This is a genomic window from Photobacterium sp. Hal280 (assembly GCF_037162255.1).
Lineage (GTDB): Bacteria > Pseudomonadota > Gammaproteobacteria > Enterobacterales > Vibrionaceae > Photobacterium.
Genome location: NZ_JARLUO010000005.1, coordinates 261,867 through 284,154, shown reverse-complemented (window position 1 = coordinate 284,154; position 22,288 = coordinate 261,867). Strand labels below are relative to the sequence as shown.

The window sequence follows — 22,288 nt, the reverse complement described above, 5'->3', positions numbered from 1 at the left end:
ACCGCAGCTTAAGCTACGCCTACCAGGCAAATTACAATTCCAACGTAGCCCCTATTCTAACTAGGCCTTATTCGTCTGGCATCTACTAATACCACGCTTTTTCACAATCGGATAAAATTTATCCAAACTTCCACAAAATTTTACCTTCCGCAAGCCAGTGCGGGCGGCCCGCTGCGCTGAACTGTTAGCGAACACTCAGTTTTCCTCCGCGCGTTTTGAACCGCTGTGGCCGACATGCTAGTGTTCGCGCCTCGCAAGACAAAAAATAGAGCATTAACTCCACCCTCCGACTTTCGCTTTCCTTTCGAAATCGACCAATGAAACAAATTATATGCTCGAACGCACATTTTTGATTCACAGCCCTTTCGATGAAATCACCATTCGAGTATTTTTTGGTCACATAACGATAACAACTCTATTACCTATCACTCGACATAAGGATTGGCACATGACAAAACGACAACCCCCTACGCTGCTCGGTGAATGCCTGGCAGAATTCATCGGCACCGGACTGCTCATCTTCTTTGGTGTGGGCTGTGTCGCCGCACTGGTGTTAGCAGGTGCTGACTTCGGTCAGTGGGAAATCAGCATTATGTGGGGCCTTGGCGTCACCATCGCGATTTATTGCACCGCGGGTGTCTCCGGCGCGCACATCAACCCGGCCGTCACTATTGCACTCGCCCTTTTTCACGGCTTTGATAAAACTAAAGTACTCCCTTACATTCTGTCCCAGCTGGCTGGCGCCTTCTGCTCGGCCGCCCTGGTATACGGCCTGTACAGCAACTTGTTCACCGAGTTCGAAAGCGCGCATGACATGATTCGCGGCAGCGCAGAAAGTCTGGCCACGGCCGGGATCTTTTCTACCTACCCGAATCCTGCCCTGTCATTGAGCGGTGCTTTTGCGGTCGAGTTTGTCATTACTGCCGTGCTGATGTTTGCCATTCTGGCGATAGGTGATGAGAAAAACGGCGCGCCGCGCGGCGCGTTGGGTCCGGTTCTGATCGGTATCCTGATTGCCGTGATTGGGGGTTCGCTTGGTCCACTGACCGGTTTTGCCATGAACCCGGCCCGGGACTTTGGCCCCAAGTTTTTTGCATACCTGGCAGGCTGGGGCGACATGGCGCTGACTGGCGGCAAAGATATTCCTTACTTTATCATCCCTATTCTGGCGCCGATTGCCGGAGCCGGCTTCGGTGCCTGGCTGTACCCGAAAGCCGTTGGCGTCTATCTGCCGGGTAACCGCTGTACCCTGCCGAACCAATGTGAATCAGACAATGAGCAAGAAACCGCGCAAGCCTGATTGCGGCGCTATCTATAATTGATCTAGAGAGAAGAGGACACTCAGATGACCACAGAACAAAAGTACATCGTCGCACTCGATCAGGGAACCACCAGCTCACGCGCCGTGATCTTGGATCATGACGCCAATATTGTCTGCACTGCGCAGCGCGAATTCACCCAAATCTACCCCAAAGCAGGCTGGGTTGAGCACGACCCGATGGAAATCTGGGCCAGCCAGAGCTCCACTATGGTGGAAGCCCTGGCCAAAGTCGGCATCCGCACCGATCAGATTGCCGGTATCGGGATCACCAACCAACGCGAAACCACCATTGTCTGGGACAAAAACACAGGTAAACCTGTCTACAACGCCATTGTCTGGCAGTGCCGCCGCACCGCCGACATCTGCCAGCAGCTCAAACAGCAACAGGGTCTGGAAGACTACATCCGTGACAACACAGGTCTGGTGGTCGACCCGTATTTCTCCGGCACTAAAATCAAGTGGATTCTGGACAACGTCGAAGGCGCCCGTGAGCAGGCCGAAGCGGGTAACCTGCTGTTCGGTACCGTCGATACCTGGCTGATCTGGAAACTGACCCAGGGCCGCGTGCATGTCACTGACTACACCAATGCCTCCCGGACCATGCTGTTTAACATCAACTCGCTGCAGTGGGATGAAAAGCTGCTCAAAGCCATGGATATCCCGCTGTCTATGATGCCGGAAGTCAAAGCTTCGTCCGAAATCTACGGTCAGACCAACATTGGCGGCAAAGGCGGCACCCGGGTGCCTATCGCGGGCATTGCCGGTGACCAGCAGGCCGCGCTCTTCGGTCAGATGTGCGTGGAACCCGGCCAGGCCAAAAATACCTATGGCACCGGCTGCTTCCTGCTGATGAACACAGGCAAAGAGAAAGTGAACTCGCAGAACGGCCTGCTGACCACTCTGGCCTGCGGCCCGAAAGGCGAGCCGGCTTACGCACTGGAAGGGGCGGTCTTCATGGCCGGTGCCTCGATTCAATGGCTGCGTGATGAGCTGAAACTGCTTGGTGATGCCAAAGATTCTGAGTACTTTGCAGAAAAAGTAGGCAGTGCCAACGGGGTGTATGTGGTGCCGGCCTTCACCGGCTTAGGCGCTCCTTATTGGGACCCGTATGCGCGCGGCGCCATTGTCGGCCTGACCCGGGGCGTCAACAACAACCACCTGATCCGCGCCACACTGGAAAGTATCGCTTACCAGACCCGCGATGTCCTGGATGCCATGCAGGCCGATTCAGGGATCCATCTGGCCGCGCTGAAAGTGGACGGCGGTGCCGTGTCCAACAACTTCCTGATGCAGTTCCAGTCGGATCTGCTGAACACCGAAGTGCACCGCCCTGTGGTGACGGAAGTCACCGCCCTGGGCGCCGGCTATCTGGCCGGTCTGGCGGTGGGCTTCTGGGACAGTATTGATGAGCTGCAAAACAAAGCCGTGCTGGACCGCAGCTTCACCCCTTGCCCGGATGACAACAAGCGTGCCCGACGCTATAAAGGCTGGAAGCGCGCCGTGGAATGCGCCAAAGGCTGGGCGATCGACGAGGACGAATAATCCCCGCGGGATCGGGTTATGCCCACCCCTTTTACGCTGAATATTTCACTCTGACCACAAGCCTGCCCTTTCCGGCGGGCTTGTTTTTTTATCGATACCTTGCAGCAGGAAACGCGGCGCTGGCGTCTGTGTTACAATTCGCGCAGAGAATCGACACCCTGATATCTGTGACTGACCTGATATCTTTTACTGAGTAGTTCTGGAGTTCCCATGAAACGCGATTTGGCAATGGCTTTTTCCCGTGTCACTGAAGGTGCCGCGCTGGCAGGTTATCAATGGCTCGGCCGGGGCGACAAAAATGCCGCTGACGGCGCTGCTGTCGAAGTCATGCGCACCCTGCTAAACCAAACCGAGATCACCGGCGAGATTGTCATCGGTGAAGGGGAAATTGACGACGCCCCGATGCTGTATATCGGCGAGCAGGTCGGTGCCGGTGGCGATGCGGTCGATATCGCGGTCGACCCGATCGAAGGCACCCGGATGACCGCCATGGGCCAGAACAATGCACTGGCGGTGCTGGCGGCCGGTGAAAAAGGGGCGTTTCTCAAAGCACCTGACATGTACATGGAAAAGCTGGTGGTCGGCCCGCAAGCCAAGGGGCAGATAGATCTCAACCTGCCGCTGGAAGACAACCTGGTCAATATCGCCGCCGCGCTGGGTAAGCCGCTAGAGAACCTGGTGGTGACCACACTGGCGAAACCGCGCCATGACGAGGTGATTGCCAAAATGCAGGCGATGGGCATTCGTGTCTATGCCGTGCCGGACGGCGATGTGGCCGCCTCCATTCTCACTTGCATGCCGGACAGCGAAGTCGACGTGATGTACTGCATCGGCGGGGCGCCGGAAGGTGTGGTTTCGGCGGCAGCCATCCGGGCGTTAGGCGGTGATATGCAAGGGCGTCTGCTGCCGCGTTTTCTGGTCAAAGGCGGCAGTGATGACAACTATCGCATGGGCCAGCAGGAAATGGACCGCTGCCGCGAAATGGGCATTGAACCCAATCAGGTCCTGCTGCTGGAACAAATGGCGAAAAGCGACAATGTCATCTTCGCCGGGACGGGCATCACCAAAGGCGATTTGCTGGACGGCATTACCCGCAATGGCAATATTGCCACCACGGAAACCCTGCTCATCCGTGGTAAATGCCGAACGATTCGCCGAATCAAATCGATACATTACTTAGACAGAAAAGATCCGGCGATTCTGCCTCATATTCTCTGACAGCGCTCTGCCTTCCCGGTACGCGATAAGTACCGGGATAACCGCCTGATCATCATCAGACTTTCACTGCTTTTTTATCAAGCTGGACTATGCTATTTAGTAAAGCCATTGCTTTATATACTTTGCTGGCCGCATAATGGGCGCATGAATACAAGTAATACGACTATGAAAACCATAGATAAAATTCTTCACAGAATGAAGCAAGACGGCCCGGTCACTGCCAAAACCCTGTCAGAAGAGCTGGGCCTGACGACTATGGGCGTGCGTCAGCACTTGCAGGGGCTGGAAGATGACGGCCTGGTGGGGTTTGAAGACATCAAAGCCAAAGTCGGCCGGCCAACCCGTCACTGGCACCTGACGGCCAAAGGCCACGAGCAGTTTGCCGATCGTCACGGTGATCTGATCATTCAGATGCTGGATTCGGTGGAAAATCTGTTCGGCCAGGAAGGTTTGCAGAAGATTTTGCTGCAGCGCGAGGAAGGCACGCTGAGCCAGTATCAGCAGGCCATTGCAAAAGCCACAGATTTAAAAGAAAAACTTCAGATTCTGACTACACTGAGGGAAAAGGAAGGTTACATGGCACAGCTGGAGTCCGATGAACACGGCTTCATCCTGATTGAGAACCATTGTCCTATCTGCCATGCCGCGAAGCGCTGCCCCTCACTTTGTCGATCTGAACTGGCGGTCTTCCAGCGTCTGCTGGGGGACGGTGTGACCATAGAGCGCAACGAGCACATCATTGCCGGTCAGCGCCGATGCAGCTACCGCATTCATCCGTCCTGAGAATCTGACTCGGTCAATCTGACAATGTAATAGGAGATCAACAATGGCTGACTGGATCCCTGCCAAGGTTATCAATAATCGTCACTGGAACAGCGAACTATTCAGTTTAACGCTGGCGGCGAATATTGAGCCCTTTAAAGCCGGACAATTTACTAAGCTGGCGCTGGAATGCGACGGCAAAATGATCCAACGCGCCTACTCCTTTGTCAATCCGCCCAGTACAAACCAGATTGAAATCTACGCCACCCGAGTCGCGGACGGTTTACTGTCCCCTCGCCTGCACGCTCTGGAAGCCGGAGACGAGGTCTTCATCACCGCCCGGGCTAACGGCTTCTTTACTTTGGATGAAGTGCCTGACGGAGACACCCTCTGGCTGTTATCAACCGGGACGGCCATCGGGCCTTATCTCTCCATTTTGCGGGAAGCCACCGCCTGGCAGCGGTTTCGTAAAATCGTACTGGTGCATGCCGTTCGTTTTGCTGCCGATCTCAGTTACCAGGCCGAAATCAACGCGCTCAAAGCGGCTCACCCGGAACAGCTGATCGTCCAGCCGTTTGTCAGCAGGGAACCGGCACCGCTGGCACTCACCGGCCGTATCCCACAAGCCATTTCAGACGGCCAGCTTGAACGGCACGTTGGTCTGCCGCTCGATCCGAAAACCGCCCAACTGATGCTGTGTGGTAACCCGGCGATGGTGAAAGACACCAAGGCGGTACTGGAAGCTCGCGGGTTTGAGAAAAATCTGCGCCGTAAACCCGGCCAGATCACCGTTGAGCACTACTGGTAACTGGTCAGCCAGCCAGAGCAAGCCTCATTCTCTGTACACTCAGGTTACTTTTATTGAGCGTCTCATCAACGAGACGCTTTTTTCATGCCCCGCCATCTAGTGTTAAGTAAGTCACAGATTTGACGCTTGGGGGAATGAGTTATGCAGACGTTACCATCCTTTGATGAACTCAAAAAACTGGCCGAAACGGCACCTGAAGAACTGGAAGCCTTGCGACTGCGGATGAGCGAAGAAATTATTGAGAACGCCAGCCCAGCCATGCAACCCCGCTTGCGCGCGCAGATGAGTCACATCAATCAGGTCATTGCACGGGGTAAAAACCCGAACCATACCAATATGCTGCTGCGGGCTGAACTCCAACAACAATTACAGCGCTTTGCCCGCTCATTGACCGCACCGGAAACCCTGACGGAACATGAAGCGAAAGTGATGCCGTTTCGCCGTCAGGCCTAAGCTGCCTCTAAACAGATAAGAAGCCAGCGATTGCTGGCTTCTTGCGGGCAGTTCAGCGCTTCGACTTTAAGTAAGTTTCACTTTCCATATCCCGAATTTCAATCGTCAGGCTGTCAATCGCCGCAGCGTGCTGCTCCAGCAGCGGCATCAGACGCTCTGCCAGTCCGCGCTTACAGTCATTGTCACGCCCCGACAACAAAGCCAGTTCCAGGTGAATAAAATTATGAGCATCGCCGCCCTCTCCCACCTGCCACTGATGGCAGGGATAAGCGCGAGATTTCACAGAGGCGGGCTCAAACACCCCGCAGGTTAGCAATGACTGATGGAGGTCTTCCAGTAAGGCTGCAACGTTAACGCGCTCAGCAACGGGATCGGCAAATTCCAGCTTCAGGTGTGGCATACAACTCTCCTTGTTGGTCAGGGGCGACCCGATATTCCATAAACTGGCGCATAACTTAGCCGATTTTACTGACGACAGCGACACGGGCATGCAGAAATTCCCTGTGGATCACTGTTCACCCTCAATCGGGCTAGCCGCGCTGAGCTGAAAGTGAAAATTTATTACAGCTCAGAGTTCACTTTTGCCGTTGAAACAGGTACAACCGGGCATGGATTTGTTCGAGATTAAGGAAGTTTACGTCTATCGGGCGTATACTGTCGGACGTTTAAACCTGCATTATCAGGCAGGCTGCACTGAACACACTACTGCCAGACAGCGGTGTACTCAGTTTAGTCTGACTTTAGACATCACATAGATATGGAGAAAATCTTATGCGTCATCCTGTAGTTATGGGTAACTGGAAACTAAACGGCAGCAAAGAAATGGTCACCAACCTGCTGACAGGTCTGGATGCCGCGCTGGCTGGCGTTGAGGGCGTTGATGTGGCAGTCGCGCCACCTGTGATGTACCTGGATCTGGCACAGCGTCTGATCAGCCAGGGCAAGAGCAAGATCATTCTGGGTGCCCAGAACGTAGATGTGAACGCCAGCGGTGCTTACACAGGTGATATCTCACCTGAGATGCTGAAAGATGTCGGCGCCAGCCACATCATCATCGGCCACTCAGAGCGCCGTGAATACCATCACGAGTCAGACGAGTTCGTGGCTCAGAAGTTTGCCTTCCTGAAAGAGCACGGCCTGACGCCTGTACTGTGCATCGGTGAATCTGAAGCACAGAACGAAGCCGGCGAAACGGTTGCCGTTTGTGCCCGTCAGCTGGACGCTGTGATCAAAACACAAGGTGTTGAAGCCCTGAACGGTGCCATCATCGCCTATGAACCTATCTGGGCCATCGGTACAGGTAAAGCGGCGACGGCTCAGCAAGCACAAGAAATCCATGCTGCGATCCGCGCCCACATTGCGTCTTTCAGCGCTGACGTGGCGAAAAACGTGGTAATCCAGTACGGCGGCTCGGTGAAAGCCGGCAACGCGGCTGAGCTGTTCGCGATGCCAGACATCGACGGCGCCCTGGTTGGCGGTGCGGCACTGGACGCCGAAGGCTTTGCCGCGATTGCTAAAGCGGCAGCAGAAGCCAAACAATAAAACACTCTCAGGAGCGGCGCCTGCCGCTCCGCTAGCGTTTTGTCACCAGACAGACGCACAAAAAAGCCGACCTGCAGAGGGTCGGCTTTTTTTATCTGTCTGTCCCGTCCTGAGATAAGTTGACACATTGGAGACTTATCAATGAACTCATCAAGCAAATCAAAGATAAAACGAACACAGCGTGATTACACATTAGGCTTTAAACTCGCTGTTGTTGCTCAGGTTGAAAAAGGCGAGATGACCTACAAACAAGCCCAAGCACACTTTGGCATTCAGGGACGAAGCACTGTTCTTGTATGGCTAAGAAAGCATGGTAAGTTAGATTGGTCGAAGCCAGTTGAACACTTCCCTACTATGCCTAAATCAAAAGAATCGCCAGCACAGAAGATTAAGCGCCTAGAAAAAGCCCTTGCCGACGCTGAATTAAAGAACATGATTTACAGCGATATGGTGGAAATCCTTAAAAAAGAACACGGAATAGACTTGGAAAAAAAGTACTTAGCCGAGCGCTCTGGCTTGCCAAAGAGCAAGGAAAAGTAAAGCTCGCAACTGCATGTAGGCAGTTCAATTTATCCCGGCAAGCTGTGCATCAATGGAAGCAGCGCCTCGAAGTGCGTGCTGAGGAACTCTTGCCTGTAAAAGAGATGGTAAGGTACTGGCGGCAACTTATGCCTCGGGTTGGTACTCGTAAGCTATACCAGTTGATTAAGCCCCAGCTAGAGAAACAAGGAATAAAGTTGGGACGAGATGGGTTATTCAAGTACTTAAAAAACGAGAACCTGCTGGTCAAGCCAAGGAAGAACTACACCAAGACGACGAACAGCAAACATTGGCTCAGGAAGCACCCAAACCTTTTGAAAGATAAAGTTGTTCATCATGTAGAGCAAGTGGTTGTGAGCGATATTACCTATGTCAAAACAGATGAAGGGACACACTATCTCTCACTAGTTACAGACGCTTACTCCCGGAAAATATTAGGCTATGAATTGAGTAACGAAATGAAGGCTAGCGACGTGGTAAAAGCGCTGGATATGACCATAACCAACCGCCAAACAGATGCAGCAACAATTCACCACTCAGATCGAGGGTTACAATACTGCTCATCAGAGTACCAGGAAAAGTTAAGCGCCAATAGCATGATACCTTCAATGACTGATGGTTATGACTGTTATCAGAATGCGCTGGCTGAGCGGGTTAATGGCATACTAAAGAGTGAGTTCCTACTCTACCAGTGCAATACCCTAAAAGAGCTTATGGTGTTAGTGAAAGAGTCGATATCGACATATAACGACTTGAGACCGCATACGAGCTTGGGGATGAGAACCCCGAGTGAAGTGCATGAAAAAGCCAGTAGGGAATACCTACTGGCTACATAAAAAGCGTCAACCTATTTTAGGACTAGACAGTCTGTCCCGTCCTGAAACAATCAGAACAGTTTATCAGCGACCTTGTACAGGTCTGTGCGCACCGGACGTTTCATATTCTCGATGGCATCAATGATGTCGTGATGCACCATTTTCTCATTCTGCACCCCCACGCAACGGCCGCCTTCGCCCTGCATCAGCAGATCAACCGCGTAGGCACCCATGCGAGAGGCCAGAATCCGGTCAAAGGCTGTTGGCTGCCCGCCACGCTGGATATGGCCCAGCACAGTGGCGCGGGTTTCACGGCCGGTTTCCGTCTCAATATACTTAGCCAGTTGATTGACATCTGTCATCAGCTCGGTAATCGCCACAATCGCGTGCTTCTTGCCTTTATAGATGCCTTCTTTGATTTTGGCCAGCAGCTGCTCTTTGTGCAGGCCGGTTTCCGGGGTGATGATGTACTCACAGCCACCGGCAATCGATGCCATCAGGGTCAGATCGCCGCAATGACGCCCCATGACTTCCACAATCGAAATACGCTGGTGCGACGATGAGGTATCACGCAAGCGGTCAATCGCATCAATCACGGTATTCAGCGCCGTCATAAAGCCGATGGTATAATCGGTCCCGGCCACATCGTTGTCGATAGTGCCAGGCAGACCGATACACGGATAACCCATCTCGGTCAGCTTTTTCGCCCCCATGTAAGAGCCATCACCGCCAATCACCACCAGCGCATCAATCCCGTGAATTTTCAGGTTTTCGATCGCCTGAGCACGGACTTTCTCATCACGGAATTCAGGAAAACGGGCAGAGCCAAGAAACGTGCCACCCCGGTTGATCACGTCAGAGACACTGGAGCGGTCAAGCTTCTGAATACGGTTCTGATGCAAGCCCTGATAGCCATCATAGACACCGTAAACTTCCAGGCCTTCTGATAAACCTGCGCGAACAACACCGCGAATCGCCGCGTTCATACCTGGGGCGTCACCGCCACTGGTCAAAACACCAATCTTTTTAATCATGGTTACCCTCTGACTTTGGGAAATGAAAATCCTTTCCTTTGCGAGCTGGCCCAAGTCAGCGACTCCGCCTCGCCTCCCTCACGGTGGCGACTCGCGTAAACTGTAACTTTCCTACTAATGTAGGAGTATTACAATTTAGAAAAACGATGTATTGATTCATATCACGTAAACTTGCCATGTGTCGGCAGCCTTGCTGGCATCCTGGAACCCCGAGTGCGTTTTGTACCCCAGGGTGCCGCCAGACTATATGCCACTAAGTATATGCTGAGTTCGCCATGTCGGCTGCCTTGTCAGCGAATTCTTCCGAGCCCTGACGGCGAGCCGGGATTCCGGCCACATGAACAGACAAATATTATTCGCAGTATAGCGGTTTTGTGATGAAATTTAATAACAAAATTGACAAGTTAAGCTCATGGTGACAACAAAAAAAGCCACAACATCTCGTTGTGGCTTCGGTATTTTCAGTCAAAGGCAGCATTATTCACTGCGTTTTTCTTGCCATTTCGCCATGCATTCTGCCTGCTTCTCGGCATGCAATGTCTTATACTGTGCTTTCTGCTCCGCAGTCAGAATATTGAGCATGTCGTGACGTTTTTTCATCATGCTGACACGACGCTCAATTTGTTGATCTGACATTTGCTTGGCCAGATCACGCACGGCATTTTCATCAAAGTTGTCGGCAAGCAGCAAATCTTGCATTTTGTCGTGATTTGCTTTCATGGCTTCACGGCCCTGAGCCATGTTGTCGCGCATTTCCGCTTTATAGCTTTCGCGCAGGCTGCGCATCTGCTCTTTTTGCGCGTCGGTCAGATCCAGTGACTGCATCACCCCGCGCTCGGCACGAGGGCCACCACAGTCACCATAATGACCTTTACCATGATATTTGCCCCCTTCCGCCAGGGCCGACACGGAGCCCAGCAGCATAGGTACCGCAAGTACCATGCCGATTGTGGCTTTCATTTTTCTGGTCATCGTCTTATTCATATCCTGTTCTCGCTCTGTTGATGTCCGATAAGCCAATACTACCCGCTGGCAGGTAAACTGTTGTCGTGAAAACGTAAAGCTGGGTAAAGCCCTGTTATCCGGCTTGGCCTGCTTTCGGGCATAAGGGATACTTAACCTGAATCATTTAGAGGGTATGGAATCAGTATGGCAAACATTCTTCTGGTCGATGACGATCATGAACTGACAGCACTGCTCAATGACATCCTTCAGCTGGAAGGCTTCACGGTGCGCGTCGCGCACAATGGCGAGCAAGGGCTGTTAATGGTCGATGAGGACACAGATCTGATTCTGCTGGACGTCATGATGCCGGTCATGAACGGCATTAATATGCTGCGCAAACTCCGTGAGACCAGCAGTACGCCGGTCCTGATGCTGACCGCCAAAGGCGAAGAGATAGACAGAGTGCTGGGGCTGGAGCTGGGCGCGGATGACTATTTACCCAAGCCTTTCAGCGACCGGGAACTGCTGGCCCGCATGCGTGCTATTTTACGCCGCTCCCGCATGGTGCAGGACAACCAGAACGAATCAGACTGCGTAAGCTATCTGGATCTGACCATTTATCCCGGCCGACAGGAAGTGACCTGTAACGGCGAGCTGATAGAAATGACCGCCACGGAACTGGCCCTGCTCAGCCACCTGATCCGCCACCCCGGCACTGTGGTGACCAAACAGGATCTCAGCCTGGAAGTGCTGGGCAAACGCCTGGCACCGTTTGACCGCGCCATCGACATGCATGTCTCCAACCTGCGTAAAAAACTGCCCGCGCGCGAAGACGGTAAGCCCCGAATCAAAACCCTGCGCGGCAAAGGCTATCTGTTTGTGGAGGCGGGATGAAGCGGCCCCTGTTTAACCAGCCCATTTTCAGCCGGCCGCTGTTCAACCGGCTCTCCAGCCGGATCTTTGCCATTTTCTGGCTCACTCTGATGCTGGTTGTTGTGGTGCTCCTGCTGCTGCCGCACCTTGACCCGCGCTCACAGCACACGATTCCTCAGCCTGAATTGGAGCGTTACCAGAACGCCGCGGCGCGCATATCAGAACGGTTAAGCAGCCAACCCGGCACCCTGCAGAAAAAACTGCTGCCGCTGGCCGATCCCGAGCGCCACAAAGGCATGCAGCTGTATTTCACCAATGACGATGGCGAGCTGCTTACGCCGCATCAGCGCACCAAAGCCCTGCGTAATTTCATTACCAGTGCCGACAGCCCGGACGCGCCGCGCCAGAAACTCTACGGCCGCTGGATGGTGGCCGGGCCTTTTCTGGTCAAGGATCAGCAGCAAAGCGCGCTGATGTATATCGGCAGGGTGTCACACCGGCCACCGCCTTTCTTTCTGCGCATTCTCGATCAGCCTTTTCATCTGCTGCTGCTGACCATGCTGGTCAGTACACCGCTGTTGCTCTGGCTGGCCTGGGCATTGAGCCGCCCGGCGCGCAAACTGCAGGAAGCGGCGCAACGGGTGGCAAGCGGACAATTCACCCAGGATCCGACACTCGAATCCTCCGGCCCGCTTGAATTTCGCCAGGCCGGCGCCAGCTTTAATCAGATGGTGACCTCAGTCAATCAGATGATCAGCGGGCAGCAGCGGCTGTTGTCGGATATCTCCCACGAGCTGCGCTCGCCGCTGACCCGGCTGCGCATGGCGACCGCCCTGGCCCAGCGCAAACAGGGCAACAGCACAGAGCTGGAGAGGATTGATACCGAAGCTGAGCGGCTGGAAGCCATGATTGCCAAACTGCTGGAACTGTCACGGATGCAAATCCACGGGCAGGAAACCCGCGAGTACAGTGATGCGGTCAGCCTGTGGCAAGACATGCTGGAGGATGCTGAATTTGAAGCCAGCCAGAACCAGAAAGCGCTGAGCTGCGGCCCGTTACAGCCCTGGCCGCTGGCGGGCAATGCAGAGTTGCTGATCAGTGCCCTGGAAAATGTGGTCCGCAATGCCATCTACTACAGCAAAGATCGCATCGAAGTCCAGTTCAGCGCCAATGACCACTCGCTGACCGTGACCATAGACGATAACGGCGAAGGGGTACCCGATGATCAACTGCAAGATATTTTCCGGCCTTTCTATCGCGTCTCAACCGCCCGGGATCGCCACAGCGGCGGCACGGGACTGGGGCTGGCGATCACAGAAAATGCCATTCGCCAGCACAATGGCAGTATCACCGCCAGCCACAGCCCGCTGGGCGGACTGAGAGTGACCCTGATGCTGCCGCTGGCACAGAAAAGCCAGCGTCACTCGTTGTCGCAGCCGGAAGCACGGTAGTCCCGGATCCCCATGCCGGTCCAGCGTTTAAACGCCTTGGCAAAGGCACTGTCATCCGCATAGCCAAAATGCAGCGCCAGGTTAGCCTGGGTGCTGCCTTTTTGGTGCAGCATCTGCAGCGCCTGCTGTTTTTTTATCTGCTCAGACAAGGTCCTGAAACTGACACCAAAATCTGCCAGCTTGCGGTTGAGGTGGCGCTCGCTGAGATTGCACACGGCCGCAGTCTGGGCGCGGGTAAGGCCGGGTTGCTGTGTCAGCAGATGGCGGATCTGCTCCAGAAACGAGGCGGGTGCCAGGCGTTTCATCTGCTGCTGGGCCAGCCGGATCAGCTGAGCCTGCAATTCCGGCTGGATGTCGCGCCGGGTGCACAGCCAGTCTTCATCACTGAAAACCATGTAGTTCCCTGTCTGGGAAAAACCGATCTGGGTCTCGCCGAACACCTCGCGGTACAGGGCCAGTGGCGCCTGAGGCGGATGCTCGAACGCGACAGTTTTGGGGATCACCGGGCCACTGGCGACCACGGCAGCGCCCTGCATCACACTGGCAAAAATGGCTTCCAGCCGCGGAGCTCTGGCCGCCTCAAAATGGGGACGGTAAACCAGATGCCAGCCTTCCTGACTGTGGAACCGGGCAAAGCGTCCGCCCTCGCCGACCAGATCGGAAAACCGCAGCAGATTGTCCACCGCACCAGCCAGATTGACACTGCTGAGTAACAAAAAGCCCAGCATATCAAACTGATCGATCTGCAGCTGGCGGCCAATCCGCAATCCGACCCCGTCGCAATCGGCGTGATCCGCAATCGCCTGCCAGAGCTGATCCTGCAGCGACAGCGGCAAGCGTTCACCGGCCGGACAGGCTGCCACCTGACGTCGCAGCGCGTCCGGCAGAGCGATCCCCAAAGACGGCAGAAATTTAAGGATCGCTTTGCTGAATCCTGGTGTGACAGTGCTGGCATACATAGTGCGAATCCGGGCAGTCAATTCATCATACTTGCAATCGTTTATACCACAGGCCCGTCTGCGGGCACTGTGATACGGCTCGGAACCCAGCTGTTATTTCGGGCCATTTCGTCCCAAATTAACCTGTTTACGTCCCGTCTGGGCCATAGCCAAGTGTTAACAAAAAGTTAATGATAAGATTCAGAACCTAAACAGAGAGTCATTCAGTATGCATCCCTACATTGTGATTGGCGCCGGTCCTATGGGCCTGTGCACAGTGCGCCGCCTGGCCGAACAAGGATTGCCTGTGATCGGGCTGGAAGCCCATGCCGATGTCGGCGGACTGTGGGACATCAGCAGCCCGACCAGTACCATGTACCAATCGGCTCACTTGATTTCCTCCAAGCGAATGACAGAGTTCTCTGACTTTCCCATGGCGGAGCATGTAGCCACTTACCCGAAACATGATCAGCTCTGTCGCTATTTTCAGGATTATGCGCGGCATTTTAATCTGTATGGCCACTATCGTTTTCACGCCTGGGTGGAGAAGGTGGAACCTTGTCAGGGCAACTGGCTGGTCACTTACCGTCAGCATGATGAGACCTTTACCCTGATGGCATCCGGGGTCTTGCTGGCCAATGGCACGCTGCACCACCCCAGACGGGGGAACTTTAACGGTGACTTCCAGGGCGAGCAATTTCACAGCAGCGATTACAAAAGCGCCGAGGTCTTTGCCGGAAAGCGGGTCCTGATTGTCGGCTGTGGGAACAGCGCCTGCGACATTGCGGTGGATGCCGTGCATCGCGCCCGCTCGGTAGACATGGTGATCCGCCGCGGATATTACTTCCTGCCGAAATTTGTGGCGGGCGTCCCCACAGATACCCTGGGCGGCAAAGTGCGCTTACCGAACCGGCTGAAGCAAATGGTCGACGGCACCCTGGTCCGGCTGATCTCCGGCAAGCCAAGTCAGTTTGGCCTGCCCGACCCCGATTACCGTATGTATGAATCCCACCCTGTGGTCAATTCCATGTTCCTGCACCACATCGGGCACGGCGATATTGGCGTGCGGCCATCGATTGAGCAGTTGTTGCCAACTGGTGCGCGCTTTCAGGACGGGCAGCAAGCAGAGTATGATCTGATCCTTGAGGCCACCGGCTATTCACTGCATTATCCCTTTATTGACCGCCGGCACCTGAACTGGGACGGTGACGCCCCCAGCCTGTATCTCAATATGTTCACCCCGCAGCATGACAACCTGTTTGTGATGGGGATGGTGGAAGCCTCAGGACTTGGCTGGCAGGGACGCGATGATCAGGCGCAGCTGGTGGCCCGTTTCATCCGGGCCCGTCATGAGAAACCGGCCGAAGCGGAAAAATTCATGGAAAAAGTCCGCCAGCAAGCCAGCCGCAGAATTGACGGCGGCATTGCGTACCTGAACCTGGAGCGAATGGCCTACTATGTACACAAAGCCGACTATCTGGCGGCACTGAACCGCGAAATGCGCCAGCTGCAATGGGAGAGCTGAATGTCGAGCACGAGCCTGCTGTTACTGAATCTGATCCTGGCAATGATGATGTTTGGCATCGCCCTGAGTCTCAAACCGGCCGACTTCCGCCAGGTCGTCCGTCAGCCCAAAGGCCCCCTGACCGGGCTGGCGGCCCAGTTTGTGCTGATGCCGGCCCTGACCTGGCTGCTCACCCTGCTGGTGCCCATGCCCGCCGAAGTGGCGCTGGGCTTAATCCTGGTGGCCAGTTGCCCCGGCGGCAGCTTTTCCAATATCGTCACTTATCTGGCCAAAGGCAACACGGCGATGTCCATCAGTATGACTGGAATCGCCAGTGTCGCCGCAGCCTTCATGACTCCCTTTAATTTCATGTTCTATGCCAGCATGAACCCGCGCACCGCCCAGTTGCTGAAGCAAATTGCCGTGCCGCCGGAGAGTCTGTTGATTGTGGTGACACTGGTACTGGCCTTGCCGCTGGCGCTTGGACTGATCTGCAGCCAGCTGGCCCCCGGCTTTGCCAGACGGAGCGAACCCTTTTTCCGCATCATCTCGCTGCTCACCCTGTTCGGCTTTGTCGCCATCGCGCTGATCTCTAACTGGCCGCGCTTTATCGTCGGCGCCAGTGTCTTCCTGCTGGCCGTTATCTTCCACAACGCCCTGGCGCTGGGGATCGGCTGGCTCTGTGCCTGGGTTATGAAACTGCCGGTTGCCGATCGCCGGGCGATCACGCTGGAAGTCGGACTGCAGAACTCAGGCCTGGGACTGGGCATCATTTTTACCTTTTTCGGCGATCTGACCGGGATGGCCATTATTGCCGCAGGCTGGGGGATCTGGCATCTGATCAGCGGCATGGGGCTGTGTTATTGCTGGCACCGCCTGGATAACCGCCACGCCGCCCTCACCACACTCGTTTCATCCTCTCGCGAACAGCATAAAGGGACCTTATGACACAGCGAATTTTAATCACCGGCTGCCAGGGCTATCTGGGCCGGCAGCTTTGTGCGCGCCTCGCCCGGCACGCCCAAGTGTTTGGCATTGATATTCAGGAGGCTCAGCCTGAGGGCATCACCTACCACAAAATGGATATTCGCTCTGCCGCGCTGAGCGATTTCATCGGCCGGCATCACATCAGCCATGTCATCCATCTGGCCAGTATTGTGCAGCCATCCCGTGACCGGCAAAGAGACTATGACATTGATGTCAACGGCACGGAAAACCTGCTCAAAGCCTGCATCAATAATCAGGTCCGCCATCTGACTGTGACCAGCAGCGGCGCCGCTTACGGCTATCATGCCGACAATGCCGAGTGGCTGCGTGAGTCCGACCCGCTGCGCGGCAACCGGCATTTTTCCTACAGCTACCACAAACGGCTGGTGGAAGAGATGCTGGCCACCTACCGCGTCGCCTACCCGGAACTGCAACAGCTGATCCTGCGCCCGGGCACTGTGCTGGGCGCCGAGACCAACAATCTGATCACCGACCTGTTCCGCAAAGACAAGTTGCTGGCTGTCAAAGGCTCGCCGTCGCCTTTTGTCTTCATCTGGGATCAGGATGTGGTCGAAATCATCACTGAGGGGGTCACCCAGAGTAAATCCGGGCAATTTAACCTGGCCGGAGACGGGGCGCTCAGCGTTCACCAGATTGCCGGTATTCTCGGGAAAGACACCCGGGATTTGCCGGCCTGGCTGCTGAAAACCGCCCTGCGGATCGGCAAGCTGCTGCGATTGACCCAATACGGCCCCGAGCAACTGGACTTTCTTCGCTATCGCCCCGTGCTGGCCAACTACGCGCTGAAATTTGATTTTGGTTATATCCCGAAGAAAACCTCACTGGAGGTGTTCGAATATTATGCCAGCCAGCAAGGGTTGATCCCGGCCGGGAGGGGGCAGCATGACTGAGCACAAACCGGTCGCCATCCTCACCGGCGCCGCCTCAGGCCTGGGCCGCGATCTGGCCATTCGTCTGTCATATGGCTACCGGCTGTATCTGATCGACAGGGACCAGGATAAGCTGACGGAGCTGGCCGCCACGCTGGAAGACAGCCGTTTTTTTGTCTGCGATCTGGCTGACAGCCATGCCATAGACACGCTGATGGCCGATATCCACCAGCGTGAGCCTGAGATTGCGCTGCTGATCAACAATGCCGGGATCACCCACCGCTCGCTGTCCCGCATCACGCAACCGGCAGTGATCGAAAAAGTCATGGCAGTGAACTTCTTTGCGCCGGTCCGCCTGACCCAGGGGCTGCTGCCGCTGCTGGTGCAGCATCAGGCCAAAGTGGTCAACATCAGTTCAATGGCAGGCTGGATGCCGGTGATGGGCCGTGCCGGTTACTGCGCTTCTAAGTCTGCCCTGCACCAGTATTTCGAAACCTTCCGCGCCGAAATGCGACAGGACGGTGTGACGGTTCTGATGGTGTATCCCAGCTTTCTGGACACCCCCATAGAGCACAACGCCCTGAATGGCGACGGGGGACGCTGCCGCCATCAACGCTCTATGGTCGGCAAAATGCGCACCAGTTCATGGATGGCCGAGCAGATTGTCACTGCCATCCAGCAAAAGAGAGAACGACTGTTCCCGGATGCCTTTACCCATTTTTCCAGCCTGCTGTACCGCTTGCTGCCGCGGGTGTTTCTGCACCTGATGCGCCGGAAATTTGCCACTGAGCTTGAGGTGAAATCATGACACTGGTGTGGCTGGGCCTGGCAATTATTCTGGCCTTTGGTATTGAAGCCATGACGGGGTTTGGCAGTATCGTGCTGGCGCTGTCGCTGGGCGCGCTGGTGATGGATATGGCATCACTGGTGCATATTCTGGTGCCGCTCAATCTCCTGATGACGGTGCCGCTGGCCTGGCAGCTCAGACAGCACATCCAGATTTCATTCCTGCTGCGTACCGTGTTGCCCATGATGCTGGTCGGCACAGCCGTCGGCGTCGGGCTGACCCCCTATGTCCCCGAACTGCTGAGCAAAACCCTGTTTGCCGGCCTGATCATCTGGTTCGCCGCCCGAGCCCTGCTGCAACCGGCGGCGGTTGAGATGCCGGCACTGCGGCGGCACTCCACCATCACGGCGGCCGGGATCACCCATGGCTTGTTCGCGTCCGGCGGCCCGCTGCTGGTTTATGCGCTGGCCCGCACCTCGCTGGATAAAACCCAGTTCAGGGCCACCTTGCTGACGGTCTGGCTCAGCCTCAATGGCTGCCTGACGCTGTATTTCCTGCAGGCCGGCGAACTGGCACCCTACCGGGAAACCTTGCTCTGGCTGGCACCCTGTGTCGGCATAGGGGCATTTATCGGTAACCGGCTGCATCACCGTATCGATCAGGCGCACTTCAGCAAGCTGGTGTTTGGTGTCCTGCTGGTTGTCGGGCTGATTCTGATGACCAACACATTGTTTTCCTGGGCAGCGCTCAACACTGGTTCCAGACTATGAATGCAAGCTACAATAGTGTTTTTGCCGCTGTTGTAGCCTGACCATGTTTGATATCGCCCTGTACGAACCTGAAATTGCGCCCAATACGGGCAACATTATTCGCCTGTGCGCCAATTGTGGCGCCCATCTGCATCTGATTGAGCCGTTAGGGTTTGATCTGGAAGAGAAAAATTACGCCGTGCCGGTCTGGATTACCACGATCTGGCCCATGTGCATCGTCACGCCAACTTTGAGGCTTTCCTGGCCGCCACTGCCGGTCGCCGCCTGTTTGCCTGCACTACCAAAGCCACCCAGTATCACACTCAGGCCCGGTTTCAGGACGGCGACATTCTGCTGTTCGGCCCGGAAACCCGCGGCCTGCCAGCAGATATCATAGAGAGCCTGCCCCAGACGCAGCGGCTTCGCATCCCGATGCATCCGGACAGCCGCAGCCTGAACCTCTCCAATGCTGCCGCCATCATTGCCTATGAGGCCTGGCGCCAGTTTGATTTTGCCGGGGCGAAATAACCCCTTCAGTGACAAAAAAGGGAGCCGAAGCTCCCTTTTACACAGGCTGAATTTTAGCTCTGCATACGCGCTCAGATGCCGTCACCGGCAATAAAGGTCTGATAAATGCCGTTGAACTGCTGATCCATATCCATCGATGGCTTGTCGCTGCTCGGACGGCCGACAATTTTCGCCGGTACACCCGCCACTGTGGTATGAGGCGGCACAGGTGCCAGCACCACTGAGCCCGAACCAATCTTGGCCCCTTCACCCACTTCAATATTCCCCAGCACTTTGGCACCGGCGCCTATCATTACCCCTTCACGGATTTTCGGGTGACGGTCGCCGCACTCTTTACCTGTCCCACCCAGTGTCACATCCTGCAAGATAGACACATCGTTTTCGATAATCGCCGTCTCGCCAATGACGATACCAGTGGCATGGTCAAACATGATGCCCTGGCCGATACGGGCTGCCGGGTGCACATCCACCTGACAGGTGACTGAGATTTGATTTTGCAGATAAATGGCCAGTGCTTCGCGTTTTTGTTTCCACAACCAGTTGGCAACACGATAGCCCTGCAAAGCGTGAAAGCCCTTCAGATACAGAAGCGGCACAGAAAATTTGTTAATCGCAGGGTCACGGTCAACGACGGCGCGAATATCGCACGCAGCCGATTCCGTCAGCATATTGTCCGCGATATAGGCCTCTTCCACCACTTCGCGCACGGCCATGGCCGGCATGGAAGGGGTGGCCAGCTTATTCGCCAGTATATAGCTGAGTGCAGCACCCAGATTATCGTGCTTGATGATGGTGGCATGGTAAAAACTGGCCAGCATGGGTTCCTGCTCAGTCAGCACCTTGGCCTCTTGCTTAATCGTCTCCCAGACGGCTTGCTGTTGACACTCCCTCACGTCGTCCCCTGTATATCCTTGATATGTTTGCACCATAGCCTGCACCCTACTCACCAGATGAGCCTCGACTGCTGATCATGGTTATCACTTTAAACTTCTCAGCAAAAAAAACAACGCGGGCTTGTTTGCCCGCGCCGTGTCATTTAGGTAAAGTCCCTTTTCCAGCCGATCACTCGTCTTTCTTGGCCCGCGCCAGCAGATCTCTGGCGGCCTCACGTGCATCCTTACCCTGGTAAAGCACCTGGTAAATCTGCTCGGTGATCGGCATATCGACCCCAAAGCGCTGGGCAAGCACCCAGACTTCCTTGGTATTTCGGTAACCTTCAACCACCTGGCCAATACTGTGCTGCGCTTCATCAACTTGCTTGCCCTGACCCAGCGCCAAGCCAAAACGGCGGTTGCGCGACTGGTTGTCGGTACAGGTCAGCACCAGATCGCCCAGCCCGGCCATCCCCATAAAGGTTTCCGGCTGAGCACCGAGCGCCGCCCCCAGACGGCACATCTCGGCCAGCCCGCGGGTGATCAGCGCGGTGCGGGCATTGGCACCATAACCAATCCCATCCGACATACCGGCACCAATCGCAATCACGTTTTTCACCGCACCACCCAGCTGCATCCCGATAAAATCGTTATTGCTGTACACCCGGAAGCTTTTATCGCAGTGAATCTTATCCTGCAGATCTTTGACAAACCCGGCATCCGGTGACGACACCGCAATCGCGGTCGGCAAGCCGGCAGCCAGCTCTTTCGCAAACGTCGGGCCGGAAAGCACCGCTAACGGGATATTCTCACCCAGGATCTCATGGGCAACATCCTGCAACAGACGTCCGGTTTCCGGCTCCAGCCCTTTGGTGGCCCAGCAGATCCGCGAATCCTCCCGCAGGAAGGGCTTCATCTGTTTCAGCACATCGGCAAAAGCATGGCTGGGGACCACCAGCAGTAAATCCCGGCTGGCCTTGACGGCGGCTTCCAGATCCACACTCAGGATCAGCGAGTCCGGAAAGGCCACGCCAGGCAGAAATGCCTCGTTGGCCCGATCGGCTTCCAACTGCGCCATATGCGAAGGATTATGGCCCCATAAAATGACATTCGCGCCATTTCGGGCCAGTGAGATCGCCAGTGAGGTGCCGTAAGAACCGGCACCCAGCACTGTCATCGTTATTGCGTTATCAGTGATTGAAGTCATGCTGTGTCGCCAATCAGGCTTGCGTGCTTTCCTGGTTCCCTTCCGCCTGACTTTGCAGGTAGTTCATAAACAGGGCGTCAAAGTTAACCGGCGCCAGGTTCAGTTGCGGGAAAGTGCCTTTGACAACCAGGCTGGAAATCGTTTCACGGGCATACGGGAACAAGATGTTCGGGCAGAATGCACCCAGGCAATGGGCCAGCTGTGGCGCTTCCATACCGGCGACAGAGAAAATACCGCCCTGCTGAACTTCACACAGGAACGCCGCTTCTGACGCATTGTTCACTGTGACTGTCAGGCGCAGTACCACTTCGTACACACCTTCCGCCAGCTCACGACTCTGCGTATCCAGATCCAATTTCACTTCCGGGTTCCACTCTTTCTGGAACATTTCCGGCGAGCTTGGCGCCTCGAAAGACACGTCTTTCAGGAAAATACGTTGGATTTGGAAGTTCTGTTGCGCTTCGTTGGTCGCTGCTTCAGCCATGTTATTGTCCTTTTTTGATGATTTCTTTCAGAAATCTG

The 22,288-nt window shown here is 55.2% G+C and carries 22 protein-coding genes and 1 pseudogene; 16 read left to right on the top strand and 7 right to left on the bottom strand.

Features of this window, described 5'->3' with window-relative positions; genetic code table 11:
* The first annotated feature begins 448 nt into the window (after positions 1 to 448).
* From P4S53_RS10425 to P4S53_RS10400, 6 genes are all read left to right on the top strand, one after another.
* Positions 449 to 1,300, top strand: coding sequence for an MIP/aquaporin family protein (locus P4S53_RS10425; RefSeq protein ID WP_337112646.1), 852 nt, complete (start codon positions 449 to 451; stop codon positions 1,298 to 1,300).
* 45 nt (positions 1,301 to 1,345) lie between these two features.
* Positions 1,346 to 2,863, top strand: a complete 1,518-nt coding sequence (gene glpK / locus P4S53_RS10420; protein WP_337112645.1) for a glycerol kinase GlpK — start codon at positions 1,346 to 1,348, stop codon at positions 2,861 to 2,863.
* Between the two features lie 210 nt (positions 2,864 to 3,073).
* Entirely contained in the window at positions 3,074 to 4,081 is a 1,008-nt protein-coding gene (glpX, locus tag P4S53_RS10415) for a class II fructose-bisphosphatase (RefSeq protein ID WP_337112644.1), read from the top strand.
* Positions 4,082 to 4,246: 165 nt separating this feature from the next.
* Positions 4,247 to 4,864 (top strand): helix-turn-helix transcriptional regulator, encoded by a 618-nt coding sequence (locus P4S53_RS10410; protein WP_337112643.1) that lies wholly within the window; start codon positions 4,247 to 4,249, stop codon positions 4,862 to 4,864.
* Positions 4,865 to 4,907: 43 nt separating this feature from the next.
* Positions 4,908 to 5,651 carry a ferredoxin--NADP reductase gene (locus P4S53_RS10405; protein WP_337112642.1) on the top strand — a complete coding sequence of 248 codons (744 nt, stop codon included), beginning with the start codon at positions 4,908 to 4,910 and terminating at the stop codon, positions 5,649 to 5,651.
* Between the two features lie 141 nt (positions 5,652 to 5,792).
* A complete protein-coding gene (locus P4S53_RS10400) occupies positions 5,793 to 6,104 on the top strand; it encodes a DUF3135 domain-containing protein (RefSeq protein WP_192015967.1) in 312 nt (103 codons plus the stop codon).
* A 52-nt stretch (positions 6,105 to 6,156) separates the two neighbouring features.
* Here the strand turns inward: P4S53_RS10400 and P4S53_RS10395 are convergent, their stop codons facing one another.
* Positions 6,157 to 6,504, bottom strand: a complete 348-nt coding sequence (locus P4S53_RS10395) for a 5-carboxymethyl-2-hydroxymuconate Delta-isomerase (protein WP_234203870.1) — start codon at positions 6,502 to 6,504, stop codon at positions 6,157 to 6,159.
* A gap of 371 nt (positions 6,505 to 6,875) precedes the next feature.
* Between P4S53_RS10395 and tpiA the strand changes: the two genes are divergently transcribed.
* Positions 6,876 to 7,646 (top strand): triose-phosphate isomerase, encoded by a 771-nt coding sequence (gene tpiA, locus P4S53_RS10390; RefSeq protein WP_337112640.1) that lies wholly within the window; start codon positions 6,876 to 6,878, stop codon positions 7,644 to 7,646.
* Positions 7,647 to 7,787: 141 nt separating this feature from the next.
* A protein-coding gene (locus P4S53_RS10385; protein ID WP_337111999.1) for an IS3 family transposase occupies positions 7,788 to 9,022 on the top strand; the annotation gives its coding sequence in 2 pieces (ribosomal slippage) (positions 7,788 to 8,133 and positions 8,133 to 9,022; 1,236 coding nt in all).
* Between the two features lie 50 nt (positions 9,023 to 9,072).
* On the opposite strand, the gene pfkA is transcribed toward P4S53_RS10385, so the two are convergent.
* Together pfkA and P4S53_RS10375 are read right to left on the bottom strand one after the other, a co-directional pair.
* Positions 9,073 to 10,035, bottom strand: a complete 963-nt coding sequence (gene pfkA, locus P4S53_RS10380; protein WP_027250596.1) for a 6-phosphofructokinase — start codon at positions 10,033 to 10,035, stop codon at positions 9,073 to 9,075.
* Between the two features lie 477 nt (positions 10,036 to 10,512).
* Complete coding sequence (locus P4S53_RS10375) at positions 10,513 to 10,995, bottom strand: CpxP family protein (RefSeq protein WP_442958685.1); 483 nt, start codon at positions 10,993 to 10,995, stop codon at positions 10,513 to 10,515.
* A gap of 189 nt (positions 10,996 to 11,184) precedes the next feature.
* Here P4S53_RS10375 and P4S53_RS10370 point away from each other — a divergent pair, with 189 nt between their 5' ends.
* Together P4S53_RS10370 and cpxA are read left to right on the top strand one after the other, a co-directional pair.
* A complete protein-coding gene (locus tag P4S53_RS10370; RefSeq protein ID WP_337112638.1) occupies positions 11,185 to 11,874 on the top strand; it encodes a response regulator in 690 nt (229 codons plus the stop codon).
* Positions 11,871 to 13,304, top strand: coding sequence for an envelope stress sensor histidine kinase CpxA (gene cpxA, locus P4S53_RS10365; protein ID WP_337112637.1), 1,434 nt, complete (start codon positions 11,871 to 11,873; stop codon positions 13,302 to 13,304). Before P4S53_RS10370 ends, cpxA begins: the two co-directional genes overlap by 4 nt.
* Here cpxA and P4S53_RS10360 read toward each other — a convergent pair.
* The gene (locus P4S53_RS10360; protein WP_337112636.1) at positions 13,274 to 14,263 is read right to left on the bottom strand and encodes an AraC family transcriptional regulator; all 990 of its coding nucleotides are present in this window, start codon (positions 14,261 to 14,263) and stop codon (positions 13,274 to 13,276) included. The two genes, cpxA and P4S53_RS10360, sit on opposite strands and share 31 nt — an antisense overlap.
* Positions 14,264 to 14,471: 208 nt before the next feature.
* Here P4S53_RS10360 and P4S53_RS10355 point away from each other — a divergent pair, with 208 nt between their 5' ends.
* From P4S53_RS10355 to trmL, 6 genes and pseudogenes are all read left to right on the top strand, one after another.
* Positions 14,472 to 15,767 (top strand): flavin-containing monooxygenase, encoded by a 1,296-nt coding sequence (locus P4S53_RS10355; protein WP_337112635.1) that lies wholly within the window; start codon positions 14,472 to 14,474, stop codon positions 15,765 to 15,767.
* Complete coding sequence (locus P4S53_RS10350; protein WP_337112634.1) at positions 15,768 to 16,694, top strand: bile acid:sodium symporter family protein; 927 nt, start codon at positions 15,768 to 15,770, stop codon at positions 16,692 to 16,694.
* Complete coding sequence (locus P4S53_RS10345) at positions 16,691 to 17,644, top strand: SDR family oxidoreductase (protein ID WP_337112633.1); 954 nt, start codon at positions 16,691 to 16,693, stop codon at positions 17,642 to 17,644. The genes P4S53_RS10350 and P4S53_RS10345 overlap by 4 nt, the downstream gene beginning before the upstream one ends.
* Entirely contained in the window at positions 17,637 to 18,431 is a 795-nt protein-coding gene (locus P4S53_RS10340) for an SDR family NAD(P)-dependent oxidoreductase (RefSeq protein ID WP_337112632.1), read from the top strand. The genes P4S53_RS10345 and P4S53_RS10340 overlap by 8 nt, the downstream gene beginning before the upstream one ends.
* Positions 18,428 to 19,180, top strand: coding sequence for a sulfite exporter TauE/SafE family protein (locus P4S53_RS10335; RefSeq protein WP_337112631.1), 753 nt, complete (start codon positions 18,428 to 18,430; stop codon positions 19,178 to 19,180). Before P4S53_RS10340 ends, P4S53_RS10335 begins: the two co-directional genes overlap by 4 nt.
* Before the next feature lie 43 nt (positions 19,181 to 19,223).
* A pseudogene (trmL, locus tag P4S53_RS10330) lies at positions 19,224 to 19,687 on the top strand (tRNA (uridine(34)/cytosine(34)/5-carboxymethylaminomethyluridine(34)-2'-O)-methyltransferase TrmL).
* A gap of 71 nt (positions 19,688 to 19,758) precedes the next feature.
* On the opposite strand, the gene cysE reads toward trmL, so the two are convergent.
* The 3 genes from cysE to secB form a co-directional block, all read right to left on the bottom strand.
* On the bottom strand, positions 19,759 to 20,616 hold the full coding sequence (gene cysE / locus P4S53_RS10325) for a serine O-acetyltransferase (protein ID WP_442958659.1): 858 nt from the start codon (positions 20,614 to 20,616) through the stop codon (positions 19,759 to 19,761).
* Positions 20,617 to 20,749: 133 nt separating this feature from the next.
* Positions 20,750 to 21,766 (bottom strand): NAD(P)H-dependent glycerol-3-phosphate dehydrogenase, encoded by a 1,017-nt coding sequence (gene gpsA, locus P4S53_RS10320; RefSeq protein WP_337112629.1) that lies wholly within the window; start codon positions 21,764 to 21,766, stop codon positions 20,750 to 20,752.
* A 13-nt stretch (positions 21,767 to 21,779) separates the two neighbouring features.
* Positions 21,780 to 22,250, bottom strand: a complete 471-nt coding sequence (gene secB / locus P4S53_RS10315) for a protein-export chaperone SecB (protein ID WP_027250588.1) — start codon at positions 22,248 to 22,250, stop codon at positions 21,780 to 21,782.
* Positions 22,251 to 22,288: the final 38 nt, after the last annotated feature.

Coding starts and splice junctions, on each gene's coding strand:
- P4S53_RS10425 (WP_337112646.1), top strand. CDS start 449: ATGACAAAACGACAACCCCCTACGCTGCTCGGTGAATGCCTGGCAGAA.
- glpK (WP_337112645.1), top strand. CDS start 1,346: ATGACCACAGAACAAAAGTACATCGTCGCACTCGATCAGGGAACCACC.
- glpX (WP_337112644.1), top strand. CDS start 3,074: ATGAAACGCGATTTGGCAATGGCTTTTTCCCGTGTCACTGAAGGTGCC.
- P4S53_RS10410 (WP_337112643.1), top strand. CDS start 4,247: ATGAAAACCATAGATAAAATTCTTCACAGAATGAAGCAAGACGGCCCG.
- P4S53_RS10405 (WP_337112642.1), top strand. CDS start 4,908: ATGGCTGACTGGATCCCTGCCAAGGTTATCAATAATCGTCACTGGAAC.
- P4S53_RS10400 (WP_192015967.1), top strand. CDS start 5,793: ATGCAGACGTTACCATCCTTTGATGAACTCAAAAAACTGGCCGAAACG.
- P4S53_RS10395 (WP_234203870.1), bottom strand. CDS start 6,504: ATGCCACACCTGAAGCTGGAATTTGCCGATCCCGTTGCTGAGCGCGTT.
- tpiA (WP_337112640.1), top strand. CDS start 6,876: ATGCGTCATCCTGTAGTTATGGGTAACTGGAAACTAAACGGCAGCAAA.
- pfkA (WP_027250596.1), bottom strand. CDS start 10,035: ATGATTAAAAAGATTGGTGTTTTGACCAGTGGCGGTGACGCCCCAGGT.
- P4S53_RS10375 (WP_442958685.1), bottom strand. CDS start 10,995: ATGAAAGCCACAATCGGCATGGTACTTGCGGTACCTATGCTGCTGGGC.
- P4S53_RS10370 (WP_337112638.1), top strand. CDS start 11,185: ATGGCAAACATTCTTCTGGTCGATGACGATCATGAACTGACAGCACTG.
- cpxA (WP_337112637.1), top strand. CDS start 11,871: ATGAAGCGGCCCCTGTTTAACCAGCCCATTTTCAGCCGGCCGCTGTTC.
- P4S53_RS10360 (WP_337112636.1), bottom strand. CDS start 14,263: ATGTATGCCAGCACTGTCACACCAGGATTCAGCAAAGCGATCCTTAAA.
- P4S53_RS10355 (WP_337112635.1), top strand. CDS start 14,472: ATGCATCCCTACATTGTGATTGGCGCCGGTCCTATGGGCCTGTGCACA.
- P4S53_RS10350 (WP_337112634.1), top strand. CDS start 15,768: ATGTCGAGCACGAGCCTGCTGTTACTGAATCTGATCCTGGCAATGATG.
- P4S53_RS10345 (WP_337112633.1), top strand. CDS start 16,691: ATGACACAGCGAATTTTAATCACCGGCTGCCAGGGCTATCTGGGCCGG.
- P4S53_RS10340 (WP_337112632.1), top strand. CDS start 17,637: ATGACTGAGCACAAACCGGTCGCCATCCTCACCGGCGCCGCCTCAGGC.
- P4S53_RS10335 (WP_337112631.1), top strand. CDS start 18,428: ATGACACTGGTGTGGCTGGGCCTGGCAATTATTCTGGCCTTTGGTATT.
- cysE (WP_442958659.1), bottom strand. CDS start 20,616: ATGGTGCAAACATATCAAGGATATACAGGGGACGACGTGAGGGAGTGT.
- gpsA (WP_337112629.1), bottom strand. CDS start 21,766: ATGACTTCAATCACTGATAACGCAATAACGATGACAGTGCTGGGTGCC.
- secB (WP_027250588.1), bottom strand. CDS start 22,250: ATGGCTGAAGCAGCGACCAACGAAGCGCAACAGAACTTCCAAATCCAA.